The 24,174-nt window shown below is 73.5% G+C and carries 18 protein-coding genes; 13 read left to right on the top strand and 5 right to left on the bottom strand.

The genetic code is table 11. The features are described 5' to 3' along the window. Positions 1–166: 166 nt before the first annotated feature. The 3 genes from AB0B66_RS27275 (at position 167) to AB0B66_RS27265 (ending at position 3,826) form a co-directional block, all read left to right on the top strand. The gene (locus tag AB0B66_RS27275) at positions 167–1,210 is read left to right on the top strand and encodes a hypothetical protein (RefSeq protein WP_360535249.1); all 1,044 of its coding nucleotides are present in this window, start codon (positions 167–169) and stop codon (positions 1,208–1,210) included. 228 nt (positions 1,211–1,438) lie between these two features. Next, a complete protein-coding gene (locus tag AB0B66_RS27270) occupies positions 1,439–2,875 on the top strand; it encodes a sigma-70 family RNA polymerase sigma factor (protein ID WP_360535247.1) in 1,437 nt (478 codons plus the stop codon). A gap of 186 nt (positions 2,876–3,061) precedes the next feature. Beyond that, positions 3,062–3,826 carry a sulfite exporter TauE/SafE family protein gene (locus AB0B66_RS27265; protein WP_360535245.1) on the top strand — a complete coding sequence of 255 codons (765 nt, stop codon included), beginning with the start codon at positions 3,062–3,064 and terminating at the stop codon, positions 3,824–3,826. A gap of 2 nt (positions 3,827–3,828) precedes the next feature. On the opposite strand, the gene AB0B66_RS27260 is transcribed toward AB0B66_RS27265, so the two are convergent. Then, a complete protein-coding gene (locus AB0B66_RS27260; RefSeq protein ID WP_360535243.1) occupies positions 3,829–4,374 on the bottom strand; it encodes a CGNR zinc finger domain-containing protein in 546 nt (181 codons plus the stop codon). Positions 4,375–4,462: 88 nt separating this feature from the next. On the opposite strand from AB0B66_RS27260, the gene AB0B66_RS27255 reads away from it, so the two are divergent. From AB0B66_RS27255 to AB0B66_RS27245, 3 genes are all read left to right on the top strand, one after another. Continuing rightward, positions 4,463–5,431, top strand: coding sequence for a DMT family transporter (locus tag AB0B66_RS27255; RefSeq protein ID WP_360535241.1), 969 nt, complete (start codon positions 4,463–4,465; stop codon positions 5,429–5,431). Positions 5,432–5,699: 268 nt separating this feature from the next. After that, the gene (locus AB0B66_RS27250) at positions 5,700–7,016 is read left to right on the top strand and encodes a GGDEF domain-containing protein (protein WP_360535239.1); all 1,317 of its coding nucleotides are present in this window, start codon (positions 5,700–5,702) and stop codon (positions 7,014–7,016) included. A gap of 63 nt (positions 7,017–7,079) precedes the next feature. Beyond that, on the top strand, positions 7,080–10,208 hold the full coding sequence (locus AB0B66_RS27245; RefSeq protein WP_360535237.1) for a hypothetical protein: 3,129 nt from the start codon (positions 7,080–7,082) through the stop codon (positions 10,206–10,208). A gap of 115 nt (positions 10,209–10,323) precedes the next feature. Here the strand turns inward: AB0B66_RS27245 and AB0B66_RS27240 are convergent, their stop codons facing one another. Then, complete coding sequence (locus AB0B66_RS27240) at positions 10,324–11,514, bottom strand: GNAT family N-acetyltransferase (protein WP_360535235.1); 1,191 nt, start codon at positions 11,512–11,514, stop codon at positions 10,324–10,326. Positions 11,515–11,923: 409 nt separating this feature from the next. Between AB0B66_RS27240 and AB0B66_RS27235 the strand changes: the two genes are divergently transcribed. Continuing rightward, positions 11,924–12,928, top strand: a complete 1,005-nt coding sequence (locus tag AB0B66_RS27235; protein WP_360535233.1) for a LacI family DNA-binding transcriptional regulator — start codon at positions 11,924–11,926, stop codon at positions 12,926–12,928. 8 nt (positions 12,929–12,936) lie between these two features. Here the strand turns inward: AB0B66_RS27235 and AB0B66_RS27230 are convergent, their stop codons facing one another. Continuing rightward, the gene (locus AB0B66_RS27230) at positions 12,937–13,761 is read right to left on the bottom strand and encodes an N-formylglutamate amidohydrolase (RefSeq protein ID WP_360535231.1); all 825 of its coding nucleotides are present in this window, start codon (positions 13,759–13,761) and stop codon (positions 12,937–12,939) included. A 65-nt stretch (positions 13,762–13,826) separates the two neighbouring features. Here AB0B66_RS27230 and AB0B66_RS27225 point away from each other — a divergent pair, with 65 nt between their 5' ends. Next, positions 13,827–14,354: an NUDIX domain-containing protein gene (locus AB0B66_RS27225; protein WP_360535229.1), complete on the top strand. Its 528-nt coding sequence runs from the start codon at positions 13,827–13,829 to the stop codon at positions 14,352–14,354. Between the two features lie 6 nt (positions 14,355–14,360). Here AB0B66_RS27225 and AB0B66_RS27220 read toward each other — a convergent pair whose 3' ends face one another. Then, positions 14,361–15,725, bottom strand: coding sequence for a sulfatase-like hydrolase/transferase (locus tag AB0B66_RS27220; protein ID WP_360535227.1), 1,365 nt, complete (start codon positions 15,723–15,725; stop codon positions 14,361–14,363). Between the two features lie 112 nt (positions 15,726–15,837). Between AB0B66_RS27220 and AB0B66_RS27215 the strand changes: the two genes are divergently transcribed. After that, entirely contained in the window at positions 15,838–16,758 is a 921-nt protein-coding gene (locus AB0B66_RS27215) for an ornithine cyclodeaminase family protein (RefSeq protein ID WP_360535225.1), read from the top strand. Between the two features lie 9 nt (positions 16,759–16,767). Here AB0B66_RS27215 and clpX read toward each other — a convergent pair whose 3' ends face one another. Continuing rightward, positions 16,768–18,027, bottom strand: a complete 1,260-nt coding sequence (clpX, locus tag AB0B66_RS27210; RefSeq protein ID WP_360535223.1) for an ATP-dependent Clp protease ATP-binding subunit ClpX — start codon at positions 18,025–18,027, stop codon at positions 16,768–16,770. Between the two features lie 102 nt (positions 18,028–18,129). On the opposite strand from clpX, the gene AB0B66_RS27205 reads away from it, so the two are divergent. From AB0B66_RS27205 to AB0B66_RS27190, 4 genes are all read left to right on the top strand, one after another. Continuing rightward, positions 18,130–19,257: a helix-turn-helix domain-containing protein gene (locus AB0B66_RS27205; protein ID WP_360535221.1), complete on the top strand. Its 1,128-nt coding sequence runs from the start codon at positions 18,130–18,132 to the stop codon at positions 19,255–19,257. Positions 19,258–19,356: 99 nt separating this feature from the next. Further along, positions 19,357–21,081 (top strand): ABC transporter, encoded by a 1,725-nt coding sequence (locus tag AB0B66_RS27200; RefSeq protein WP_360535287.1) that lies wholly within the window; start codon positions 19,357–19,359, stop codon positions 21,079–21,081. After that, entirely contained in the window at positions 21,078–22,685 is a 1,608-nt protein-coding gene (locus AB0B66_RS27195; protein ID WP_360535219.1) for a GTPase, read from the top strand. The genes AB0B66_RS27200 and AB0B66_RS27195 overlap by 4 nt, the downstream gene beginning before the upstream one ends. Before the next feature lie 146 nt (positions 22,686–22,831). Further along, positions 22,832–24,163 carry a GAF domain-containing protein gene (locus AB0B66_RS27190; RefSeq protein ID WP_360535217.1) on the top strand — a complete coding sequence of 444 codons (1,332 nt, stop codon included), beginning with the start codon at positions 22,832–22,834 and terminating at the stop codon, positions 24,161–24,163. The last annotated feature ends 11 nt before the right edge of the window (positions 24,164–24,174 follow it).

Below are 24,174 nucleotides of genomic sequence, written 5' to 3'. Positions count from 1 at the left end.
CTCCCGCGGGCGTCTCCGTCACGTACCGCGACCTCGGAGACTTTCCCGCGCCGTCGCGGCGCGGTAATCTGCCTGGCGGCCGCGCCCGTACAGAGTTCCCCTCACCCCTGGCGGCCGCCGCCGCGTGCCCGTGTCCGGCGCGGCGGACGACGGAAGGATTCCGCACGTGCCCACCCCGGTGCGCCGCCCCCGCCCCGCCTCCCTGTTCGCCCTGCTCGTGGCCGCTGTGTTGCTGGTCACCACGTTCGGGACGCCCGCTCACGCCGAGCCCAACGAGATCCCGTCGACCAAGGTCGCTCAGGCGCGCCAGAACCTGGAGAGCGCCGCCGGGCAGTACCTGGAGGCCGAGGCGGCGCTGGCCAAGGCGAAAAAAGAGCAGACCTCCATGAACCAGACGCTGCTCGCGGCGGAGAACAAGTACACGCGCGTGCGTTCCGGGGTCGCCAAGTACGCCGCCGAGGCCTACAAGTCCGGGCGGCTCGGGGTCATCGGCGTCATGCTGAACGCGAACTCGCCCGACCAGTTCCTGGCCCGCTCCGCGGCGTTCGAGAAGCTGACCGCCCGCGACGAGGCCCGCATCGGCGAACTGGTCGAGGTGCGCACTGAGATCAACAACGCCAAGGCCGCCGTCGACGCCTCCGTGCGGGAGCAGGCCAAGCACCTCGCCGAGATGGCGAAACTGCGCAAGGCGGCCGACAAGGCGCTCAGCGCGCTGGGCGGCGAGGCCACCCGCGGCTGGGTCGACCCGGACTCGCCGCTGGCCATCCCGGCCAAGCGCAACGCCGACGGCACCTGGCCCAAGGAAGTCTGCAGCATCAACGACCCCACCCGGCCCTCATCGAGCGCCTGCATCACGCCGCGCACGCTGCACGCCTACGAGCAGGCACGCGAGGACGGGTTCAAGCGGTACACGTCCTGCTGGCGTCCGGGTGACATGTACGAGCACCCCAAGGGTCGTGCCTGCGACTTCTCGGCCGCGGCGGGCGGCTTCGGCGGCACGGCCGCCGGCGGCGACCGCACCTACGGCAACAAACTCGCCGCGTACTTCGTGAAGAACGCCAGCGCACTCGGGGTCATGTACGTCATCTGGTTCTGCCAGGTCTGGACCGCCACCGGCGGCGGCTGGCACAGATATTCGCCGACCGGCGCGAGCTGCGGCGACTCCCCCTCCGCCGACCACACCGACCACGTCCACCTCTCGGTCTACTGAAAGGAAGGGCACCTGCACATCGCCATGCGTGGTGGAAGGTGCCCTTCTTAACTCGCCGCAGGTCCGCCGCTCGGTGCGGCCGTCCGGTCACGGGACGCGACCGGGCGGGCTCGATTTCCGTCACGCGAGCGGGCTCGCCGCTCGCGTGGACAGAAAATCTCGCGTTGGGTGTAATGGCGCGACCGGTAGCGGGACTTATCAGTGACACCGCTACCTCGGGAGGCAGTCATGCGGTCAGACACGTCCCTCGCCAGGGCCGCCGCGGCAGGCGACCGCGAGGCCTTCGACCGGCTCTACCGGCTGTACCGGCCGGGTCTGCTCGGTTTCGTGTCCCGGCAGGTCGGCGACCGGCACACCGCCGAGGACGTGGTGCAGGAGACGTTCCTGGTCGCCTGGCGTGACCTGGCCAAGCTGCGCGACCCGGAGGCGATCCGGACCTGGCTGTTCTCCATCGCGTACAAGCGGGCGATGTCGGCCGCGGCCCGGGTCGCGCCCGCGCCCCTGCCCGATCCGGCGCTGCTGGTCGACGACACCCCGGGCCGCCACCCCGAGCAGGCGGCCGAGCAGCGGGAGGCATACGAGCTGGTCTGGGCCGCCGCGCACGGGCTCGAACCGCGCCAGCGCGCGGTGCTGGAACTCAACGTGCGCTGGGAGCTGTCCAGCCGCGAGATCGGCGAGGTCCTCGGCGTCGGCACCGCCCACGCCGCGGTGCTGGTCCACCGCTCGCGGGCGGCGCTGGGCAGCGCGGTGCGCACCGTGCTCATCGCCCGCCGCCACGGCCGCTGCGCCGGGCTCGACGCCATCGTGCACGGCAGCCGGCGGCTCACCTCCCGTGAGCGCTCACAGGTCGACCGGCACGTGCGCGGCTGCGACCGGTGCCGCCGCCTGTCGGCCCGCAACGGCGCGTACGCCGTGCTCGCCGCGCTGCTCGCGCTCACCGACGGACCGGTGCCGGGCGGTTCGGCGCCGACCAGTCCCGCCGCCGCGATCGCCGCCGCGGGTGCCCGAGGGCTGCGGCTGCCCGGCAAACTGGCCCTCGGTTCGGCGGCCACCGTGCTGGCCGCGACCGGGGTGTACGCGCTGGTACCGCTGGCTCTGGAGGTCCCGGCCGCCGACCGGGCCGGGACCGCCGCTGCCGCCGCCGCGGCGGGCGCGGCCCCCGGCTCCGCGTCGCCCTCGATCTCGGCCTCGGGGTCGGCGTCGCCGTCAGCGGCCGCCAGCCCCTCGGTCTCGCCCTCGGCTGCCGCGTCGGTGCGGCCCAGCCCCACCAAAGCCGCCGCCCCGTCGGGGCTGGAGGGGCAGATGCTGGCGCTGGTCAACCAGGCCCGCAAGAGCGCCGGCTGCGGCGCCCTGCGCGCCGAGCCGAAGCTGGACAAGGCCGCCCGGCTGCACAGCGCCGACATGGTCAAGCGCAACTACTTCTCGCATACCACCCCGGACGGGGTCAGCCCCTGGGACCGGGCCAAGGCGGCAGGCTACGACCAGCCGTCGGCGGAGAACATCGCCGCGGGCAACGCCACCGCCAAGGCGACCATGCAGCAGTGGATGAACTCGCCCGGCCACAAGGCGAACATCCTGAACTGCTCCTACAAGGCCATGGGCGTGGGCCGGGCGACCGGCGGCACCTACCGCTACTACTGGACCCAGATGTTCGGCTTCCGCTGAGCTGTAATGGGGCCTCCTGACCGTGCACGCGGTCCGGCCTTCCTGCCGGCGACATCGGCGCGGTGACCTTCGCCGCATCGTGGCGGAGGCCGTCGCCCGGCCGCCTAGGCTCGCGTCATCGGATCATGAGTATCCGGGTGGCGGCGACCTGTCGGCGTCGACCGGCCCGGGGAAGGCGCGGCAAGGATGCAGACGACGCTGACCGTCGCCGAGGGCGCGGCGGTGCTGCTGGCCGGCATGGCCGCGGGCGGGATCAACGCGGTGGTGGGCTCCGGCACGCTGGTGACCTTCCCGGTGCTGCTGGCCCTGGGTTACCCGCCGGTCGTCGCGAACGTGTCCAACACGGTCGGCCTGGTGCCCGGCTCGCTGTCCGGGGCGTACGCCTACCGCCGGGAGCTGGCCGGGCAAAGCCCGCTTCTGCTGCGCCTGGGCACCGCCTCGACGCTGGGCGCGCTGCTCGGGGCGGTGCTGCTGCTGTGGCTGCCGCCCGGCGCGTTCAAGGCCATCGTGCCGGTGCTGATCGGCCTGGCCCTGGTGCTGGTGATCCTGCAGCCGCGGCTGGCCCGGTCGCTGGCGACCCGCCGCCCCGACCGTGACCGGCGGGTGGGCCCGCTGCTGCTGCTCGGCGTGTTCGGCGCGGGCGTGTACGGCGGCTACTTCGGCGCGGCCCAGGGCGTGCTGCTGCTCGGCCTGCTCGGGGTGCTGCTCTCCACCGACCTGCAATGGGTCAACGGCATCAAGAACCTGCTGGCCGCGCTGGTCAACGGCGTCGCCGCGGTGCTCTTCATCGCGTTGGGCATGGTCGCCTGGCAGCCGGCCTTGCTGATCGCGGCGGGCTCGGTCGTCGGCGGCCTCATCGGCGGCCGCTGGGGGCGCCGACTTCCCCCGGCCGCCCTGCGCGCCCTCATCGTCGTGATCGGGCTGATCGCGATGTTCCATCTGCTCACCTGAGGTCAGCCGCGAGCGGCGGCCTTGCGGGCGCGGTACGCCGTGACGGCGGCGCGGTTGCCGCACCCGGCGTCGCAGAAGCGCTTGGACCGGTTCTTGGACAGGTCCACCACGACGTCCCCGCAGTCGGGGTGCTCGCAGATGCGCAGCCGGCTGAGCTCGCCACTGCGGACGACGTCGACCAGCGCCATCGCGGCCTCGACCGCCATCCGGGTGGCCAGCGGCGCGTCGGCGGGCGTGGCGTGCAGGTGGTAGTCCCACTCGTCGTGCTTCACCAGCTGGGGGAGCGCGTTCGACTCGCGCAGCAGCGCGTTCACTATCTCGACGACCTCGTCCTCGTCGGCCTCCCAGATGCGGCGCAGCCGCGGGCGCAGGGCCCGCACCGCGCGCAGCTCGGCCTCGGTGTGCTCGCGGCCGCCGGTCCAGCCGTACGCCCGGAAGAAGTCGTCGAGCGCGGCCAGGTCGGGCAGCTTCTCGCCGTCCGAGCCGGTGGTGTTGACCAGCGCGGCGGCGGCCACCAGCGCGACTTCGGTGTCATGGGCAAAAAGCATCTTGACTCCTGTCATCCCACCGGTCTACTGTCATCAGCATAAACCTGTTTTACTCATGACGTTCAAGGCAGTCTCCGAGGTGAGTTCCATGCAGACCCAACGCTCCGCCGGTGTCGGCCTCGGTCTGGCCCTGCTGTCGGCCGCGACGTTCGGCACCTCCGGCACCTTCGCCCGGTCCCTGATCGAGGCGGGCTGGTCGGCCGAGGCCGCGGTCGCCGCCCGGGTGGGCATCGCCGCCCTGATCCTGGCCGTGCCGACCGTTCTCGCGCTGCGCGGCAAGTGGCACGTGCTCCGCGCCAATCTCGGCTCGATCGGCGTCTTCGGGCTGCTCGCCGTCGCCGGGGCGCAGGTCGGTTTCTTCAACGCCGTCCGCTACCTGCCCATCGGTGTCGCGCTGCTCCTGGAATACCTGGGCATCATCCTCGTCGTGTTCTGGATGTGGGCGCGCCACGGCCAGCGGCCGCGTGCGCTGACCCTGGCGGGGTCGGCCGCGGCGATGCTGGGGCTGTTCTTCGTGCTCGACCTGACCGGTGACGGCGGCTTCGACCCGGTGGGCGTGCTGTGGGGCCTGGGCGCGGCGGTCGGCCTGGCGGCGTACTTCGTGCTCAGCGCGCGGGTCGACGAGCGGCTGCCGTCGGTGGCCATGGCCAGCAGCGGCATGGCGATCGGCGCGGTGGTGCTGCTGGCGCTGGGCGCGCTGGGCGCGCTGCCGCTGCGGGCGACCTTCGGTGACGTCACCTTCGCCGGTGAGCGGATGAGCTGGCTGGTGCCGATCGTGGGGCTGTCGCTGGTGGCCGCGGTCATCTCGTACGTCTCCGGCATCGGCGCGGCCCGGATCCTCGGCGCGCGGCTGTCGTCGTTCGTCGGGCTGACCGAGGTGCTGTTCGCGGTCGGAATCGCCTGGCTGTTCCTGGGCGAGCTGCCGGTGCCGGTGCAGCTGCTCGGCGGCGCCCTGATCATCGGCGGCGTGGTGCTGGTCCGCATCGACGAGCTGCGGCCCGCGCCGGCCCTGGCGGACGATGTCGCGGCCGTCGAGCAGCGGGTGCTGGTGGGCTAGGGAGAGTTGTCGGGAAGGGCACCTTCTACAACGCGGAGCGTTGTGCCGAGCTGCTGCTCGTCTCGCTGACGCGAGCCGACGAAGCCCTTCCTTTCGACCGGCCGCCTCGCGGTCGAGGCCGAGATGCCCTGTTATCGGGTAGTTAGCAGAGCTAAAGTAGTAGGCCGCTGACCTGAGGTCCCGTCATGGGAGCTGAGATGCGTGCCGACAGAGACGGCCGCCGGAGCGGTCGAAAATGATTAACTTTCTTCGCCTGGTCCATCGGCGAGTGGCGGCGCCTCTACCGGGTGCGCTGCGGGCGCCCCTGGCCCACGTCGGTCCGCGGCTGACCGTGGCGTTTCTGGCGGTCGCGCTCCTGCTGCCGCTCGTCGGCCTGGTCGCCATCCGGGAGCAGCACACGGCCAGCCGCCGCGCCGCCCAGATCGAGGCCGAGAACGTCGCCGAGCAGGTCGCCCACATGATCACCCAGCCCAGCGGGCCGGGGCGGGTCCTGCTCTACCAGCAGCCGTCGCAGCTGCAGCACTACGTCAGCGGCGTCAACCGGGACGGCAACCGCGACCTGGAGATCGTCGGGCTGAACCGGCGGGTGCTCGCCGACGCCATCCCGGCCAACCAGGGCAAGCTGTTCGCTGAGGACCGCGGCGGCGAGGTCGCCGCCACCATGCGCGACGGCATGCCGCGCGCGTTCAGCGAACTGAACGCCGACTTCCCCGCCGGGATCGAGCTGGTGGCAGTGCCCATGCGGGCCGCGCAGAACAAGATCGTCGGGGCGGTGCTGCTGGAGTACACCCCGCTCTACCGGCAGCTGCTGGCCGCCGGGGGCGAGACGCGCCGGCTCATCGTCACCGCGAGCCTGACCGGCATGGCGGCCGCGCTGGCGTTGGGCTTCCTGCTCTCGCACGGACTGGTCCGGGACCTGCGGCGGCTGACCCGGGCCGCGGACCTGCTGGCGGCAGGGGACGGCAGCGCGCGGGCCGCCGTCGGCAGCCGCGGCGAGCTGGGCGAGCTGGCAGGCGCGTTCAACACGATGGCCGACCGCATCGCCGTGCAGAAGGCCACGCTCACCGAGCTCGCCGGCCGTGACCCGCTGACCGGCCTGCACAACCGGCGCTCCTTCGCCGAGCGGCTGACCGGCGCGCTGGCGTACGCCGACCGCACCGGCACCCCCGTGGCGCTGCTCATGCTGGACCTGGACCACTTCAAGTCGGTCAACGACCGGTACGGCCACCCCGCGGGCGACCAGGTGCTGCGCACGGTGGCGGCGTTGCTGGTGCGGGAGTTGCGGGCGGTGGACGTGGCGGCGCGGCTCGGCGGCGAGGAGTTCGGCGTGCTGCTGCCCGGCATCGGCCACCGCGACGCGACGGCGGTCGCCGGGCGGCTGCGGGCCGCGATCGCGCGCTGCCCGGTCGTGCACGCGACGGCCACCGTCCTGGTGACCACCAGCATCGGCGTCGTCTGCTACCCCTGGCACGCCCGGACCAGCGAAGAGCTGTTCGAACGGGCCGACGACGCGCTCTACCACGCCAAGCGGGCCGGACGCGACCGCGTCAGCGGGCCGCCCCCGCCGCAACCGGCCGGCCGCTGACGGGGCGATTCCGTTGGAAAATCGTGATCAAACCACGGGCCCGGCGGGCACTACGATGCGAGCGTGTTTCACGTTCCCCGCGCCCGGAAACCGTATCCGCTGCTCGCCGCAGCGGTCGTCCTGCTGCTGCTCGGCGCGGGCGTGGCCTGGGGCGTCGGGGACGCGCTCGGCCTGAGCCACACCGCGGCCGCCGTCCCGCGCGAGGACGCGGCCGCGGCACCACGGCGCGAGCCCGTGCCCGCGCCGCCGCTGGCCACCATCGTCGTGCCCGACCTGCTGCGCCTGACCAAGGCAGCCGACACGATCGGCGACGCCCTCGCCTCCCGCGGCCTGCCCCGCCCGGCGATCACCAGGATGCCTGTGCTGCCCGGCACGCCGGCGCCCGCCGCGACCGGGACACCAGCGACGGGGGCACCCGCGGGAGGAACACCCGCGACGGCCGGTGCGACCACGCTGCGCGCCGGGGTGCTGGCGACCCTCGCACCCGCGGCCGACTCCTACCGGCTCACCGCGCGCGGCGCGGAACTGGCCGTCGACGGCTCCGACGTCGCCGGGACGGCGGACGGCCTCTACCGGGTCGCGGACCGCATCCGCTCGGGCGTCGCCGTCATCCCCGCCGGGGACGACGGTCGGGTGATCACGCCGCGCCTCGGGCTGCGGCTGACCGACGCCGGTTCGGTCGGGCGCGAGCCGCACGCCGCCGCCTTCGCCGCGGGCGACGACTACAACCTCAACACCGACGTGGTCGGCGAGGCCCTGCTGCCACAGGCCCCGTGGGTCGACGCGGCGGCGGTGGCGCGGATCGGCGACCAGTTCCGGCAGTTCGTGGACCATTCCGCGGCGCAGGGCTACAACGGCGTGGTCGTGCCGGGCTTCCTGGAGTACGTCACGTTCGCCAAGGTCGGCGACGGCCGGGCCGTGTACCCGGCGGGCGACACGCACGTCGACCGGGCCAGGGCACTGGTCGCCGCGTTCGGGCCGGTCTTCCGGTACGCCGAGGACATGGGCATGAAGGTCTTCCTGCTCACGGACATGCTCGCGGTGTCGCCGCCGCTGGAGGTGTACCTGCAGCGCACCGTGGGCGGGCTGGACGTCGCCGACCCCCGGCTGTGGGCCGTCTACCAGGCGGGCCTGGTCGAACTGTTCGAGAGCCTGCCGTTCGTGGACGGGCTGATGGTGCGCATCGGCGAGGGCGGCGAGGTGTACGCCCAGAACGGCTGGGACTACTCGTCGAAGCTCGCGGTCACCACCGACGCCGCGGTGCGCGCGATGCTGCGGGCGCTGCTGGACACCGCGGGCCGGGCCGACCGGGAGGTCATCTTCCGGACCTGGACCGTCGGGGTCGGCGCGGTCGGCGACCTGCACACCAATCCCGACTCCTACCGGCAGGTGCTGGGCGGGTTCGACGACCCGCACCTGATCGTGTCGACCAAGTACACCCTCGGCGACTTCTACAGCCACCTGCCGCTCAACACGACGCTGCTGGCGGGCGAGCACCGCCGGATCGTGGAGTTCCAGGCGCGGCGGGAGTTCGAGGGCTTCGGCTCGCTGCCCAACGACCTGGGCGTGCTGCACCGACAGGCGCTGCGCGAGTTCCTGGCCGCGAACCCGAAGGTCGAGGGCGTCTGGAACTGGACGCAGGACGGCGGCCCGCTGCGCGCCGGCCCGATGTCGCTCTACCTGCGCGCGGGCTTCTGGCAGCTGTACGACCTCAACACGTACGCCGTCGCACGGCTGGCCTGGGACCCCGACGCCGATCCGGCGCAGCTGACGGCCGACTGGGCGTACCGTACGTTCTCCGGCGACCAGGCCACGGTCGCGGCGATCGGGCAGGCCATGGCGCTGTCCCGGGAGGCGCTGACCAAGGGGCTGTACATCGGGCCGTACGCGGACCGCACGGTCAAGGCGCTGGGCCTGGAGCCGCCGCCGATGATGTGGATCTTCGAGTGGGACATCGCCACCGGCGACTCGGCCGCCCTCGACAGCATCTACGCCGTGACCGGCGGCCGGGTCGACCAGGCGATCGCCGACGGCGAGCAGGCCGTTGTGCTGGCCCGGCGCATGCGCGACCTGGTTGCGGTGACCGACCCGGCGACCTGGCGCGATCCGCGGCTGCGCACGTCGTTCACGCGCACCCTCGACTACCAGGTCAATCTGTTCGAGACGCTGGGCGCCTACCGTGCCATGGTGCTGCGCCACGCGCAGTGGCTGGACACCGGCGACCAGGCCGCCTACGACGGCTGGCGCGAAGCCGAGATCGTCTACCGCGGCGCCCGCGACGTGCACACCCAGCGCTACGGCAGTGACCTGGACCTGCCCGCGTACAACTTCACCGCCGCCGACCTCGGCGCGGTCCGGGCCGACCGCGACCCGGCGATGGCCTGGGCCGCCCGCGGGCTGCTGGTGCTGATCCTGGTCGTGGTCCTGCTCGGCCTGCGGGGGCGCGGCCGGGGCAGTCGAGCCGCGCGGGCGCTGCTGCGCGGCGCGGTGCGCCCGTGGCGGGTCGCGGGCCTGGAGTCGCCGCCGGCACGCCTGGACCGGGTGCTGGTCTGGCTGGTGCCCGCGTTCGTGCTGGTGGCAAGCCGGGCCGTGTACACCTGGTTCGCGGCCCCGGCGCACCTGCTGGTGACGCTGGGCGGCTGGCTGCTGTTCGCGGCCGTGGCCCGGCTGGTCGTCGGCAGGCGGGACCCGTTCCACCTGTGGGCCGTCATCGGCGGCGTCGCCCTGCTGCGTAGCGTGCTGCTGCTGGCGGCGCTGGCCGGGCGCGGACCGGGCAAGTACTGGTTCGCCTTCTGGACCTCGCCGACCCAGCGCTCGGTCTACGTCACGGTCGCGTTCGCCGCGTTCTGCTGGCTGTTCGTGGCCACCGCCGTCGTCCTGCGCGACCGGTACGGCCTGCTGCGCCGCCGCGCCGTCGGCCTCACCCTGGCCGCGATCGGCGTGCCGCTGGGCCTGATCGGCGGCCTGGTCGCCGCCATCGGCCTGGAACGCGCCCTCACCGTCTGGAACGACCAGCTGGCCCTGCTCCCCTGGGGCCTGTCCCGCATCCTCGGCATCACCGTCTACCTCGGCATCCCCGCCGACCTGCCCGCCTACGCCGCCTACGCGGGCCTGACCCTCACCGCCTGCGGCCTGCTCCTCTCCCTCGCCCGCCCCCGCCGCCCCGCAGCAGAGGGCACCCGCTCCGCATGAAAGGAAGGGCACCTTCACATCGCTCCGCGATGTAGAAGGTGCCCTTCCCCACCTGACGACGGCCCGAGCTGGGCGTCTGCCTAGTGTGTGCGGCGTTCGGCGTGGCGGCCGCAGGTCAGAAGTAGTCGTGCAGGGTCGGCGGCGGACCTGCGGTCGCGGTGCGCAGCAGCTCGTCGGTGTCCGGGTCGCCGCCGGTCAGGAAGCCGGTGCGGCGCAACTGCTCCGGCGTGGCGGCACCGGCGTACCAGGCGGCCAGGCCGCGCGGGCTGAGCCGGACCGTGCCCGCGCCACCGGCCTCCAGCCGGCCCTCGCCGCCGGACAGGGAAAGCCGCCACCGGCCCTGCTGCCACGGGCACACGTCGTCGACCAGGTCCAGGTCGACCTCGCCGGTCAGGTGCCGCGGCCAGCCGCGCGCCGCGACCGCCCCGGCCGCGTCGACGACCCGCACCATCCAGGGCTGCGCCGTGTGCACCTTGGCGTCGATCCGGGCGATCAGCGACCAGGCCGGGTCGGTCGCGCCGAGCCGGAGCACCGTGGTCGGCGCGACGCTGGCCCAGCCGCCGAACATCGCCAGCAGCGTGCGGGTCGCCTCCGGGGTCAGCCCGATCAGGTCGTCGACGGTGAGCCGGCCGCTCGCGTCGTAGCCGGGACCGCGATCCCAGCTCGCGTAACCCACGATGGTTCCGGCGTCGTCCACGGCGACGGTGAAGCCGTGGTAGTCGGCCAGAAGCTGGGCCGGGGTCGCGCCGAACGCCGGGCCGGAGCGCTCCATCAGACCGGCGCCCGCGCTGGCGACCTTGCGGTAGATCTCGTGCACGGCCGGGATGTCGTCCTCGGTAGCGGGCCGCAGCGTGGTCTTCGGGTCGGGGCGGATCGCGCCGAGCACCCGGGTGGACACCGTCCAGTAGACCAGCGCGCCGACCTCCTCCCAGCCCAGCGCCCGGTACGGCAGCGGGGTGGTGTCGAACAGGGTGCTGATCACCGCGCCGCGCTCGCGCGCCCCCTCCAGCAGCCGGGTGAGCACCAGCCGTCCGAGCCCTCGCCCGCGCAGCTCGGGTGCGGTGGCGACACCGGCGACGCCGCTGGTGGGCACGACCCGCCCGCCGAACCACTGGCCCTGCTCGCGGTCCACGGCCTTGGCGACCATCCGCCCGGCCGGATCGAACACCCCGAGGGTGTGCCGACCGGGCGAGTTCGAGTTCCAGGTCTCGGGCATGGGCTGCTCGTGGTAGCCGAAGGCGAGACTGCCCAGGTCCCAAGCCAGCTTGTTGTCATCCGGCCCCAACGGGCGCACCTCGTACGTCACCCGGCCATCCTGCCAGCCGCCCCACCGCCCGTCCTGCGGTTATCCCCCGACGCGGAGTCGCGGGGGAGATCGGCATGACTGGAAGCGGTTCCAGCCGGCTGAAAATTACATGCGCCAGGTGCCTACCACTGTTCGGTTGTTGCTGGCGAGAGTTTCGGACACTTGTCTTGACGTCTTAACGCGACACTCCTATCTTGCAACTGGAAGCGCTCCCGGTTTTCCCCGGCTTCCGGGCAAGCCGGTGTGCTGGGCGTGAGCCGTCGCAGCACGGGATCCGGTGACATCAGCCGTGTGTCCTGTGCGCCGCTCCCCGTCCCGGTGGGAAAGTAGGGCCCGGGAGCGCTTCCAATAACCCTGCGGTGACGCGTACGCTCTTGCCACCGTCTCCGCAGAGGGGTGTCACGGCTCCATGGGTCCCAAGCGTCAGCCGACGCTCGACGAGGTCGCGGCACGGGCGGGTGTGTCGCGCTCCGCCGCCTCCCGCGTCATCAACAACGCCCGGCACGTCAGCCAGGCCAAGCGCGACGCCGTCGAGCGGGCCGTCGCCGAACTGGGCTTCGTGCCGAACCCCACCGCGCGGGCGCTGGCCACGCAACAGGTCGGCGCGGTGGTGCTCGCGCTGTCGCACCACGACCCGGCCCAGTTCACCGACCCGTTCTTCGCGCAGATCATCCTGGGCGTCAACGCGGAACTGGAGAAGACCGACCTCGAACTGCTGCTGGTGCTGGCCAGCACGACCCAGGGGCAGGCCCGGCTGCGGCGCATCCTCAAGTCCCGGCGCGCCGACGGCGTGATGCTCATGGCGCTGCGCGGTGACGACCCGCTCGCGGCGCTCGCCGAGCAGCACGACGTCCCGGTCGTCTTCGGCGGCCGCCCGCTGCACGCCGAGCCCCGCTGGTATGTCGACGCCGACAACCGGGGCGGCTCCCGGCTGGCCACCGAGCACCTCATCAGCCTCGGCCGGCGGCACATCGCCGTCATCACCGGCCATATGGACACCGACGCGGGCGCGTCACGGCACCGCGGCTACCTCGACGCGATGGCGGTGGCCGGGCTGAGCCCGGCCCGGGTCGAGCACGGCGACTTCACCGAATCCTCCGGCGCCGCGGCGATGACCCGGCTGCTGGCGGCCTATCCGGAGGTCGACGCGGTGGTCGCCGGATCGGACGCGATGGCCGCCGGCGCGCTGCGCGCCCTGAAGGCGCACGGGCGCACGGTGCCTGGCGACGTCGCGGTGGTCGGGTTCGACGACCTGCTGACCGCGCTGCACACCGACCCGCAGCTGACCACGGTCCACCAGCCCATCCACGGGCTCGGCCGGGAGATGGCGAAGATGCTGCTCAGCCTGATCGCGGGCGAGGAACCCCACCCGCTGATCCTGCCCACCCGCCTGGTCCGCCGCGCGTCGGCCTGACCCGCGCGTCAGGCCGACTCCAGGGCGTCGACCAGCGTGGCCAGGGACGCGGCCAGGCGGTCCAGGCCCGAGTGCGGGTCGCCGCCGGGCTCGGACTGGTACGCGTCGCGGCGGATCTCGACCATCAGCGCCGACACCCGGTCGTCGATCCCGTAGTGCTTGAGCGGCACGTAGCAGCCGGCGAACGGGGTGTCGAAGCCGACCTCGTAGCCCGCGAAGGCCTTCGCGGCGGCGTCGCGCAGCCACGGCGGGGTGTGGGCGAGGTCCGTGCCGAGGCAGATCTGCGGGCGCGGGCCGTCGCCGTGCAGTTCGTACGGCAGCGCGAGCGCGGGGTAGGAGTGCACGTCGACGACGATCGCGCGGCCGGTCGCGGCCAGCCGTTCGTCGACCAGGTCGGTCATGCCCTGGGCGTACGGGTGGAAGTGCACGTCGAGCAGCCGCTGCGCGAAGGCGGGGTCGTCGGGGCGCAGCCGCTGCCCGTGCGAGGTGTGCGTGTACACCGCGCCCATGCCGACGGCGGCCATCTCCTCCCGCTCGTCGGGGAACCGCTCCGGGTCCACGACCAGCCGCGACCACTCGTTGACGAACGTCCAGGGCCGGAGCCGGGCCGCCCCGGCCGCCCGCGCGGCGATCAGGTCGGTGTGCGCGTCGGTCATGTGGTCGAGTTCGGTGAGCAGCGCGGCGTCGTCGAGCGCGATCGAGGCCCGCGCGGGCCCGCTGATCTGCCGCGACGCGTGCGGCACGTGCAGGACCACCGGGGACGACGCGTCACCCTGGCCGACCTGGAACACCGGAACCGACATGCTGACCACCCGCTCTCTGAAGATCAGCATGACGGTATCGGGCGGGTACGACAGGCCCGCGCACCCTTGGCCCGCGTACGTGTTGAATGGGCGGCATGGGTGAGCAGGAACCGCGGTCGGCGGGGGAGTTGCTGGACATCGTCGACGCGCAGGACCGGGTGGTGGGGCAGGCGACCCGGGCGCAGGCGTACGCCCGGCGGCTCACCCACCGCTGCGTGTTCGTGCTGGCCCGCACCGGCGACGGGCGGCTGTTCGTGCACCGGCGCACCGCGCAGAAGCTGGTCTTCCCGTCCCGCTACGACATGTTCGTGGGCGGGGTGGTCGGCGCCGGGGAGACCTACGACGACGCCGCGCTGCGCGAGGCCGAGGAGGAACTCGGCGTCTCCGGCCTGCCCGCGCCGCGACCGCTGTTCACCTTCCTGTACGAGACCCCCGAGCACTCCTGGTTCTCGGCCCTGTACGAGGTCCGCTGCGACGGGCCGGTGGACCCGCAGGTCGAGGAGGTCGCCTGGCACGACTTCCTCACCGAGGAGGAGATCGCCGCCCGGCTCGGCGAGTGGGACTGGGTGCCCGACGGGCTCCAGGCCTGGCACCGCTACCAGGCCTGGCACGCCCAGGGCTGACGCCGGTCAGGGGCAGGTCGCACCCGCGCACTGCTGCCAGGCGGCCAGGGTCGCGGCGTCGGCGGTGACGTCGGGGTCGTTGCCCCGGTCGGCGTCGCCGAGCAGGTTGACCAGCTCCCACGGGTCGGCCGCGAGGTTGTAGTACTCCTGCGAGATCGGATTGCCGGCCAGGTCGGTGTACCGGGTGAACTGACGGTCGCCGGGTGCGACGCGGGAGGCCCAGGTGGGAAAGCCGCCGTTGTGCGAGTCCTGCCAGTACTCCAGCAGCGTCGCGTCCCGCCGTACGTCGCCGCGCAGGTCACGGCCGTCGATCACGTAGCCGGCGGTGAGCCCGGCCGCCGCCAGCACCGTCGGGGTGACGTCGACGGTCGAGGCCAGGCGCTCGTCGGCCCCGCGCGGGATGCGGCCGGGCCAGGACAGGTACAGCGGCACCCGGTACCCGGCCGCGTACGGCATGAACTTCTCCTCCAGGCCGTGCTCGCCCCAGAACTTGGCGTTGTCCGACACCAGCACGACGAGCGTGTTCCGCAGCTCGCCGAGGCGGTCCAGGTGCTCGCGGACCCGGGCCAGCGCGTCGTCGACGGAGAGCAGGGTGCGCAACTGGCCGAGGCGGATGACGTCGCCCTCGGCCACGCCAGCGCTGTGGCGGCGCACGTACGCGGGCTTGTCGGACCGGTCGGCCTCGCCGACGGCCGGGCTGGGCTGCCAGTCGAAAGCCCGCTTGGCGTACTGCGGCTCGGGGGTCCACGGGGCGTGCGGGGCGGTGAAGCCCGCGTACACGAACCACGGCTTGGCGTCGTCGGCCTCGAATCCGTCGAGGTAGGCGTTGACCTGCCGGCCGATGAACGTCGTCGAGTACGGCACGCGCCGCTGCCTGCCGTCGACCACGAACCGCGCGTCGGTGTACCCGCCGCCGACCAGAGCGGAGTGGTCGAAGCCGGGCGGCGTCTCGTCCAGCGCCCAGTTGTTCGTGAACTTGCCGACGGCGGCGGTGGCGTAGCCGGCGTCGTGCAGCGTGTGCTGGAGCGTGCGGGTGTGGTCGAGATTGCCGACGTCCGCCTGGTGCAGCACTCCGTGGTTGTGCGCGTACTGGCCGGTCAACAGAGTGGCCCGGCTGGGGCCGCAGCTCGGTGTGGCCGCCACGGTGTTCGGGTACGCGGTGCCGTCGGCGAGCCACGCCGTGGTCTGCGGCAGCGCGGCCATGCCCTCGGGCCGGGCGTCGTCGAGCACCACCATCAGCACGTTCGGCCGGGTCTGCCGCTCGCGGTCGGGGTCGGCGTGGACCGGGCCGCCGCCCAGGACGGCGGCGGTGGCCAGGGCCGCCGTCAGGATCGCGGCCAGCCGCCGCCCGCGGCGCATCACGTATCGCATCAGGACAACCTTTCACCCAAGGTCATCCGCAGGTCGGCTGAAACGCCAGTTCACGACGTGATCAGTTTGTTAACGACCATCGTGTCGGGCCGCGCGGACTAGCGTTCCAGACGTGACCGTGTTGCTGACCCGATCCGACGTCGAGCGTGCGGTCGACGTGGACGAGGTGCTGGAGGTGCTCGGCGAGGGCTTCCGCGCGCCCGCTCCGATGCAGCCGCCGCTGCGGGTGCGCACCGAGCTGCCCGGACCGGGGACCGCGACCTGCCTCATGCCGGGGCTGCTGCCGGGCGTGCCCGCGTACACGGTGAAGGTCAATGCCAAGTTCCCGGACGCCTCGCCCGCGCTGCGCGGCGTGGTCTGCCTGCACGACCTGGAAACGGGCGAGCTGCTGGCGCTGGCCGACTCGGCGGCCGTCACCGCGTGGCGCACCGGGCTGGCCGCGGCGCTGGGCACCCACCTGCTGGCCGATCCGGGCGCGGGCACGCTCGGTTTCGTCGGCGCGGGCGCGCAGGCCCGGGTCGTCGTGGCCGGGCTGCGCCGCCTGCGCGCCTGGCGCGAGGTGGTGGCCACCGACCTGGACCCGGACCGGGCCGCGGAACTGGGCGCGCTGCCGCTGGAGAGCGCGTCGGCGGTGGCGCTGGCCGCCGACGTGGTGGTGCTGGCGACCTGGTCGCGCCGCCCGCTGCTGCGCGCCGACGAGGTGCGCCCGCACCAGCACCTCACCACGCTCGGCGCGGACGAGCCGGGCAAGGTCGAGCTGCCCGCGGACCTGCTGCTGGCGAGCCGGGTGGTGGTCGACGACCGAGCGCTGGCCGCGGCCGCCGGCGCGCTGGGCAATGTGGGGCTGGAGGCCGCGGTGGCCGCGGGCACGCTCGGCGACGTGCTGCGGGGCGACCTGCCCGCCCGCGACGGCACCGACCGGCCCACCGTGTACGCCCCCGTCGGCCTGCCCTGGCAGGACCTGGCCCTGCTGTGGACGGTCTACCGGCGGGTCTCGCGGGCCGACAAGACGATCATCGACCTGCTGGGCTGAGCGCGCCGGTCAGGCCGTGTCGGCGCGACGGGCGCGGCGACGGGCAGGATGGTCGCGGGGGACCAGGGTCGGGTTGACGTTGTCCAGCACCGTCGCCCGGTCGATCACGACGCGGGCGACGTCGTCGCGGCTGGGCACCTCGTACATCACGTTGAGCAGGATCTCCTCCAGGATGGCCCGGGTCGCGCGGGCGCCGGTGCGGCGCAGCAGCGCCTGCTCGGCGATGGCCGCGACCGCGTCGGTGGTCACCTCCAGCTCCACCCCGTCCAGTTCGAACAGCAGCTGGTACTGCTTGATCAGCGCGTTGCGCGGCTCGGTGAGGATGCGCATCAGGGTGGCCCGGTCGAATGGCCGCACCGTGGTCACGATGGGCAGCCGCCCGACAAACTCGGGGATCATCCCGAAGGTGACCAGGTCGGCGGGCATGACCTCGTCGAGGCTGGGTTCGGCGGCCTGGATGCTGGCCCCGAAGCCGATGCCGCGCCGCTGCGAGCGCCGCTCGATGATCTCCTCCAGGCCGGCGAAGGCGCCGCCGAGGATGAACAGCACGTCGGTGGTGTCGATCTGGAGGAACTCCTCGGCGGGCTGCTTGCGCGCGTTCGGCTGCGGCACCCGCACCGTGGTGCCTTCGAGCATCTTGAGCAGGGCCTGCTGGACCCCTTCGCCGGAGACGTCGCGCACGGCGGTGCGGTCCGCGCCGCCGCGGGCGATCTTGTCGATCTCGTCGATGTACACGATGCCGGTCTCGGCCCGGCGCAGGTCGCCGTCGGCGGCCTGGATCAGCTTGAGCAGGATGCTGTCGACGTCCTCGCCGACGTATCCGGCCTGCGTGAGTGCGGTCGCGTCGGCGATCGCGAACGGCACGCCCAGGGTGCGGGCCAGGGTCTGCGCCAGGTAGGTCTTGCCGCAGCCGGTCGGCCCGATCAGCAGGATGTTGGACTTGCCCAGCTCGACCGGCTGCTCCCCGGCGGCGGCCGCGTTGCGTGCGGCGACCCGCTTGTAGTGGTTGTAGACCGCCACCGACAGTGCCGTCTTCGCGCTCTCCTGGCCGACGACGTATTGCTCCAGCGCGGCGTGGATGTCGCGCGGGGTGGGCGGGCGCAGCAGCGTGGCCGCCGCCTGCTCGGTGGCCTCCTCCTCGATCAACTCGTTGCACAGACCGACGCACTCGTCGCAGATGCAGACCTGCCCGGGGCCGGAGATGAGCTTGCGCACCTGCCGCTGGGTCTTGGCGCAGAAGGAGCAGGCCAGCACGTCGCTGCGGGTCACGGGCGCTCCTCGGGTGTCGTCGACTCTCAGATGATACCGCCAGATGATGACAACATTCGAGTGCCGCGTTATCTTGCTAACCGGACGGACACGGGAGCAGGGATGAGCCGCCTCACCAGGGCTGAGACGCAGCAGCGCAACCGCGCCGGCGTGCTGTCGGCCGCCCGCGCCGAGTTCGCCGCCCGCGGCTACCGGGAAGCCACCGTCGACGGCATCGCCGAGCGGGCCGGGCTGACCCGGGGCGCGGTCTACTCCAACTTCCCCGGCAAGCGGGCCCTCTACTTCGCTGTGCTGGCCGATGACGCCGAACGCGCACCCGAGCCGCCGCCGGCACCGGCCCGCACGCCGGGGGAGGCGCTGGGGGCGTATGCGAGGGCGACCATGGCCCGACTGCCGGTCGCGACCGGCGCGCCACCATCCGGCCTGGACCTGGCACCCGAGGTGCTCGACGACGACCGGGTCCGGCGGCCCTTCGCCCAGTTGCTCAAACTCCAGGCGATCCTGCTCGGGCTGGCTCTGGAGGGTCTGGCCCCGGCGTCGCGTGGACGGGCGCAGCGCCGGGTGCGGGTGGCCGAGGCCGCGCTGACCACGCTGCAGGGCGCGAGCGTGCTGGCGCAGACCTCGCCCGGTTTCGTCGAGCCGTTCCACATCGTCGCCACCTGCGAGCACCTCGGCGGACTCGACCTGCACGACCGCTGGCAGCCGCTGTACGCCGACTACGTCGCCCCGCCGCGCCCGGCCGACGAGCCGTGGCCCGCCGCCGGTGGCGAGGAGTCCGCGCCCCTCGACGCGGTCCACGGCGAACCCGTGGACCTGCGCGCCGACGGGGTGGTGGCCGTGCTCGGCCTGCACCGGCTGGCCGCGATCGAGGACGCTGTGCGCGCCGCGCCGCCCGGTGCGCAGGTCACCGCGGTCCTCGTCAGCGGCGCGCCGGGAGAGCTGATGCCGCTGGCCCGGCTGATGCTCGCCGAGTTCCGCCGCTGCCTGTGCGCGGCGTTCCCGCGCCGGGCGTGGCCGGGCCTGCGCATCGTGTACGACGAGAGCGGCGCGCTCGCCGCGGCGGCCGGTGTGGACGCCGTCAGCGACGCGACCGAGTCCGCGGTGCGCGTCGTGTCCGGACGGATCACCGCCCGCGCCGAGGGCTACGGCGCGTGCCTGGCCACCGCCAGGGCGGCCGCCGCGTCCACGGCATCGGCGGCGGGCGGTGGCCGGGGCGGGTCCGTCGTTTGAGGCTGCCCGGCGGGGCGCGGGAACGGCGCGCGATGATCGTGTTTCCGGCACAGGCCCGTCGCGGGGCATAGTTTCCGCCATGCTGGATATGTGGTGGCAATGACGGACGCGGGGCTGGGCGGGGCACTGACGCGGCTGCGCGACGCGCTCACCGGGGTGCGCTACCCGCTGGCCCTGCCGGGCGCGGCCGCCGCCACCAGCCTGGCCAAGGCCACCGCCGGGCAGCTCGACGACTACCTCATCCCGCGACTGGCCCGGCTGGACGCGCCGCTGCTGGCCGTCGCGGGCGGCTCCACGGGCGCGGGCAAGTCCACTCTGGTCAACAGCCTGGTGCGGGCCCCGGTCAGCGTCGCCGGCGCGCGCCGGCCCACTACACGGGCGCCGGTGCTGGTCTGCCATCCCTCCGACGCCGCCTGGTTCAGCGAGGCCAACCTGCTGCCGCGGCTGGGCCGCACCGGCACCGCCGACGGCGGCGGCATCGGACTGCTGGTCATGCCCGTCGCGGTGCTCAGCCCCGGGGTCGCGCTGCTCGACTCGCCCGACATCGACTCCGTCGAGGAGGACAACCGGGCGCTCGCCGAGCAGCTGCTGGCCGCGGCGGACCTGTGGCTGTTCGTCACCACCGCGGTCCGCTACGCCGACGCGGTGCCGTGGGAGCTGCTGCACGCCGCCCGTGACCGGGGCACCGCAGTGTCGATCATCCTGAACCGCGTGCCACCCGGAGCCGACGCCGAGGTGACGCCGCACCTGACCGAGATGCTGGCCGAGCACGGCCTCGGCGGGGTGCGCATGTTCGTGCTCGACGAGCAGCGCCTGGACCAGCACGGGCTGCTGTCCGAACAGGCCGTCGCCCCGCTGCGCGAATGGCTGGACGAACTGGCCCGCTCCGCCGCGGCCCGCGCGGCGGTGGTGCGCCAGACCGTCGACGGGGCCGTCGCTGCGCTGACCCCGGCCACCGCCCGGCTCGCCGCCGAGGCCGACGCCCAGGCCGAGGCCGTCACGGCGCTCGGCGCGTCGGTCGACAACGCCTACCGCGAGGCCGCCAACGCCGTCGACCAGGGCATCCGCGACGGCACCATGTTTCGCGGCGAGGTGCTCGCCCGCTGGCAGGAGCTGGTCGGCACGGGCGAGTTCATGCGTAGTCTGCAGGCTCGGGTCGGGCGGCTGCGTGACCAGCTCGTCAGCGCGATCACCGGCCGGCCCCGCCCTGCCGACGAACTGATCACGGCGATCGAGTCGCAACTGGTCGTCTTCGTGCACGGCGCGGCCGCCGACGCCGCCGAGCACGCGGCCGCCGCCTGGCGGGCCCACCCCGCAGGCGGTGAGCTGCTCGCCGCGAACCCGGGCCTGGCCCGGGTCGGCCCCGACATCGACGCCCGCGCCGACCGGGTCGTGCGCGACTGGCAGCGCGGGGTGCTCGACCTGGTCCGCGACGAGTCCGGCGGCAAGCTGTTCGCCGCGAAGTTCAGCGCGTACGCCGTCAACGCGCTCGGGCTGTGCCTGATGATCCTGGTGTTCGCGGCCACCGCGTTCATCCCGACCGGTGCGGAGATCGCCGTCGGGGCCGGGGCCACCGTCGCGGCGCAGAAGGTCCTCGAAGCCATCTTCGGCGACGACGCCGTGCGCCGCCTGGCCGAACGGGCCCGGCAGGACTTCCTGGCCAAGGTGGACGGGCTGCTCCAGCAGGAGGCGGCCCGCTTCCACGCCGTACTCGACGGCACGGGGGTGTCCACGCACGACGGTGACCGCCTGCGCGCCGCCGCCGCTGCCGTCGGCACCGCCCGCCGGGCCGACCCGATCTCCCAGGACGGGGCCGCCGGGTGAGCGCGCCGACGGTGGTCGAGCGCATGGCCGCGCTCGAACGGTTCACCGCCGCGACCGCCGACCGGCTGCCCGAACGCGACCTGGCCCCGGCCCGCGTGCTGATCGGGCGGGCCGGGGAGCGGCTGGCCCTGTCGCAGCTGCACACCGTGGTGGCGCTGGCCGGGGCGACCGGCACCGGCAAGTCCAGCATCTTCAACGCGCTGGCCGGGGTGCCGCTGTCGCAGACCGGCGTACGCCGCCCCACCACCGGCGAGGCGCACGCCTGCGTATGGGGATCCGACAGCGCCGACCCGCTGCTCGACTGGCTCGGCGTCGACCGCCGCTACACCCGCGACGGCGGCACCGAGCCCGACCTGTCCGGCCTGGTGCTGCTCGACCTGCCCGACTACGACTCGGTGCAGGCCGCGCACCGCGCCGAGGCCGACCGGCTGCTGTCCGTGGTGGACCTCATCGTCTGGGTGCTGCATCCGCAGAAGTACGCCGACAAGATCGTGCACAGCGGCTACCTGGCCCGGTTCCACCGCCACCGCGAGATCACCGTCGTCGCGCTCAACGCCGCCGACCTGCTGTCCGCCGCCGACCTGGAGGACTGCACGGCGGACCTGCGCCGCCTGCTGGCCGCCGACGGCCTCGACGGGCTGCCCGTGCTGACCACCTCCACGGTCGGCCCGCCCGGCCTGGACCCGCTGGTCAAGGCGATCCGGCAGGCGGTGGTCGCCCGCCAGGCCGCGGTGCGGCGGCTGGCCGCCGACCTCGACGAGGTCACCGCCGCGCTGGCCCCGGCCGTCGCCGCCGACCCGCCGAAGACCGCCCTGGACGCCGAGGCGAGCAAGGCGCTGACCGCCGCCCTGTCCCAGGCCGCCGCGGTGCCGACGGTGGCCGCCGCGGTCGAGAACGCCTACGTGCACCGGGCCCGCAAGATGACCGGCTGGCCGCTGCTGCGCTGGATCCGCCGGACCCGGCCCGATCCGCTGGAGCGCCTGCACCTCGGCGACCACCGGGCCGCCGTGCCGGCCGCGACCTCGCTGGCCCCGGCCTCACCCGCCGCCACGGCCGCGGTCGCCAAGGCGCTGCGCGAGGCCGCCGACCGGGCGAGCGCGCCGCTGCCCGCGCCGTGGCAGGACGCCATGCTCGCGGCGGTGCGCTCGTTTCGTGACGAGCTGCCCGACGCGCTCGACCGCGCCGTCGCGCAGACCGACCTCGGCGTCGCCCGCAAACGCTGGTGGTGGCGCGCGGTCGGGCTGCTGCAATGGCTGGTCACCGCAGTGGCGCTGGTCGGGCTGCTGTGGCTCGGCGTACGGCTGGGCATGCAGGCGCTGGCGCTGCCGCCGCTGCGTACGCCCATGGTGGACGGCTGGCTGCCGATGCCGACAGCCCTGCTGGCCGGTGGTCTGCTCGCCGGGTTCCTGATCGCGGTGCTGGTGCGCCCGGTGGTCCGGCTGGCCGCCCGCGCTCGCCGCCGCCGCGCCGCTCGGCGGTTGCGCACCTCGGTGCAGGGAGTGGTCAAGCAGCTGGTCGAGGCCCCGGCGACCGCGGTGCTCACCGACTACACCGCCGCCCGTGCCGCCCTGCGCGAGGCCGCCGGCGCGGGGGGCCGGCGCTGACCCGAGGTCCACCAGAGCCGCCGTCAACCGACGCGACCGCTTTGAACAGGGAATATGCTTATTGAGGGCCTCCGCCAGGGCTTCGGACACGCCTCCTTCCAGGAAGGCTGTGAAGTATGGCCGGTGGTGAGCCGTTCGCGGCGAATATGATCGGATCGAGAGACCTGGCAGAGGGCAGCCTCGGCTCGGCGGTTCGGTATACGCACGCGGGAAGGCTGGAACTCGACCTCGCCCTGCAACGCCTGATCGAGCGGGCTCGCGCGCTCGGCGCGGGCGAGGAGCGCATTCGTGCGCTGCTGCGGGCGAACCTGGAGATGGCCCACGGGGTGGACCTGGCCCAGGTGCTGCACCGGCTCGTGGTGACCGCACGGCACCTGGTGCGCGCCAGGTACGCGGCGCTCGGCGTGGTCGAGGACGGCCACATCACCGAGTTCGTCTTCGACGGCATGGACGCCGCGACCGCCGACCGCATGGCGCACCTGCCCGAGGGGCGTGGACTGCTCGGGCTGCTGCTGGCCGAACCGCGTCCGATCCGGGTGGCCGAGATCTCCGGTCATCCGTGTTCGGTGGGCTTCCCGGAGCACCATCCGCCGATGAAGTCGTTCCTCGGGGTGCCGGTCCTGGCCTCGGGCGGCCGCCTGCTGGGCAACTTCTACCTGACCGAGAAGGTGGGGGCGGCCGAGTTCAGCGCCGCCGACGAGGAACTGATCACCGACTTCGCCCGGGTCGCCGCGGCCGCGATCGGCAACGCCGGCATCTTCACCGAGGCCTGCCGCCGCCACGCCTGGCAGGAGGCCATGATCACGATCACCGAGCGGGTGCTCGGCGGGGTGGGCGTCGACGCGCTGATGGCCGAGCTCATCAGCCAGGCGGAGAAGGCCGACCGGGCGGACGGGGCCTGCGTCGCGCTGGTCTCGTCCGACGGCCTCAGGGTGACCGCGGTGCAGGCGATGGGAACGCTGAAGCAGCTCATCGACGCCCCCGACGCGCTGCTGTCGGTGTGCACCCTGGCCAGGTGCGAGCGCCGGGTGCTGGTCGTCGAACCGGGCGCCGATCCGCGCCTGCGGGACCTGCTCGGCACCGCTCACCCCTGGCAGATCATGATCGCGCCGCTGACCGGGCAGGAGGCCGCGCTCGGGGCGATCCTGCTGTCGAAGAAGCCCGGCGAGTCGTGTTTCGACGCCGTCGACGTCGAGATGGCCTCGGTATTCGCGGGCCAGGCGAGCCTGGCGCTCGAACTCGCCGGGGCGGCTGCCCTGAACACCGACAGCGAGATCACCGATCGGCACCTGGCGTTCGCCGAGGACCTGCGCGAGCGTTTCCTCAACCGGATGTCGCGCATCAGCTTCTCGCTGCGTTCGGTGGTCGACCACAGCATGGACATCGAGCTGCGCGAAGAGGCCGGGTACAAACTCGCCGAGATGGAGGCACTGATCGACCACCTGAGGTCGATGACGTTCCTGCGCACCGACCGCTGAGCGGGGCTCGC

The organism is Catellatospora sp. NPDC049111 (assembly GCF_040648615.1).
Classification (GTDB): Bacteria; Actinomycetota; Actinomycetes; order Mycobacteriales; family Micromonosporaceae; genus Catellatospora; species Catellatospora aurea.
The sequence above is the reverse complement of the archived record's forward strand: the minus strand, read 5'-3'. Positions and strand labels throughout refer to the sequence as shown.

Excerpts from the sequence above, each read along its gene's own strand:
- AB0B66_RS27270 (WP_360535247.1), top strand. The coding sequence starts at position 1,439 with ATGCGGTCAGACACGTCCCTCGCCAGGGCCGCCGCGGCAGGCGACCGC.
- AB0B66_RS27265 (WP_360535245.1), top strand. The coding sequence starts at position 3,062 with ATGCAGACGACGCTGACCGTCGCCGAGGGCGCGGCGGTGCTGCTGGCC.
- AB0B66_RS27260 (WP_360535243.1), bottom strand. The coding sequence starts at position 4,374 with ATGCTTTTTGCCCATGACACCGAAGTCGCGCTGGTGGCCGCCGCCGCG.
- AB0B66_RS27255 (WP_360535241.1), top strand. The coding sequence starts at position 4,463 with ATGCAGACCCAACGCTCCGCCGGTGTCGGCCTCGGTCTGGCCCTGCTG.
- AB0B66_RS27235 (WP_360535233.1), top strand. The coding sequence starts at position 11,924 with ATGGGTCCCAAGCGTCAGCCGACGCTCGACGAGGTCGCGGCACGGGCG.
- AB0B66_RS27230 (WP_360535231.1), bottom strand. The coding sequence starts at position 13,761 with ATGCTGATCTTCAGAGAGCGGGTGGTCAGCATGTCGGTTCCGGTGTTC.
- AB0B66_RS27225 (WP_360535229.1), top strand. The coding sequence starts at position 13,827 with ATGGGTGAGCAGGAACCGCGGTCGGCGGGGGAGTTGCTGGACATCGTC.
- AB0B66_RS27220 (WP_360535227.1), bottom strand. The coding sequence starts at position 15,725 with ATGCGATACGTGATGCGCCGCGGGCGGCGGCTGGCCGCGATCCTGACG.
- AB0B66_RS27205 (WP_360535221.1), top strand. The coding sequence starts at position 18,130 with ATGAGCCGCCTCACCAGGGCTGAGACGCAGCAGCGCAACCGCGCCGGC.
- AB0B66_RS27200 (WP_360535287.1), top strand. The coding sequence starts at position 19,357 with ATGACGGACGCGGGGCTGGGCGGGGCACTGACGCGGCTGCGCGACGCG.
- AB0B66_RS27190 (WP_360535217.1), top strand. The coding sequence starts at position 22,832 with ATGATCGGATCGAGAGACCTGGCAGAGGGCAGCCTCGGCTCGGCGGTT.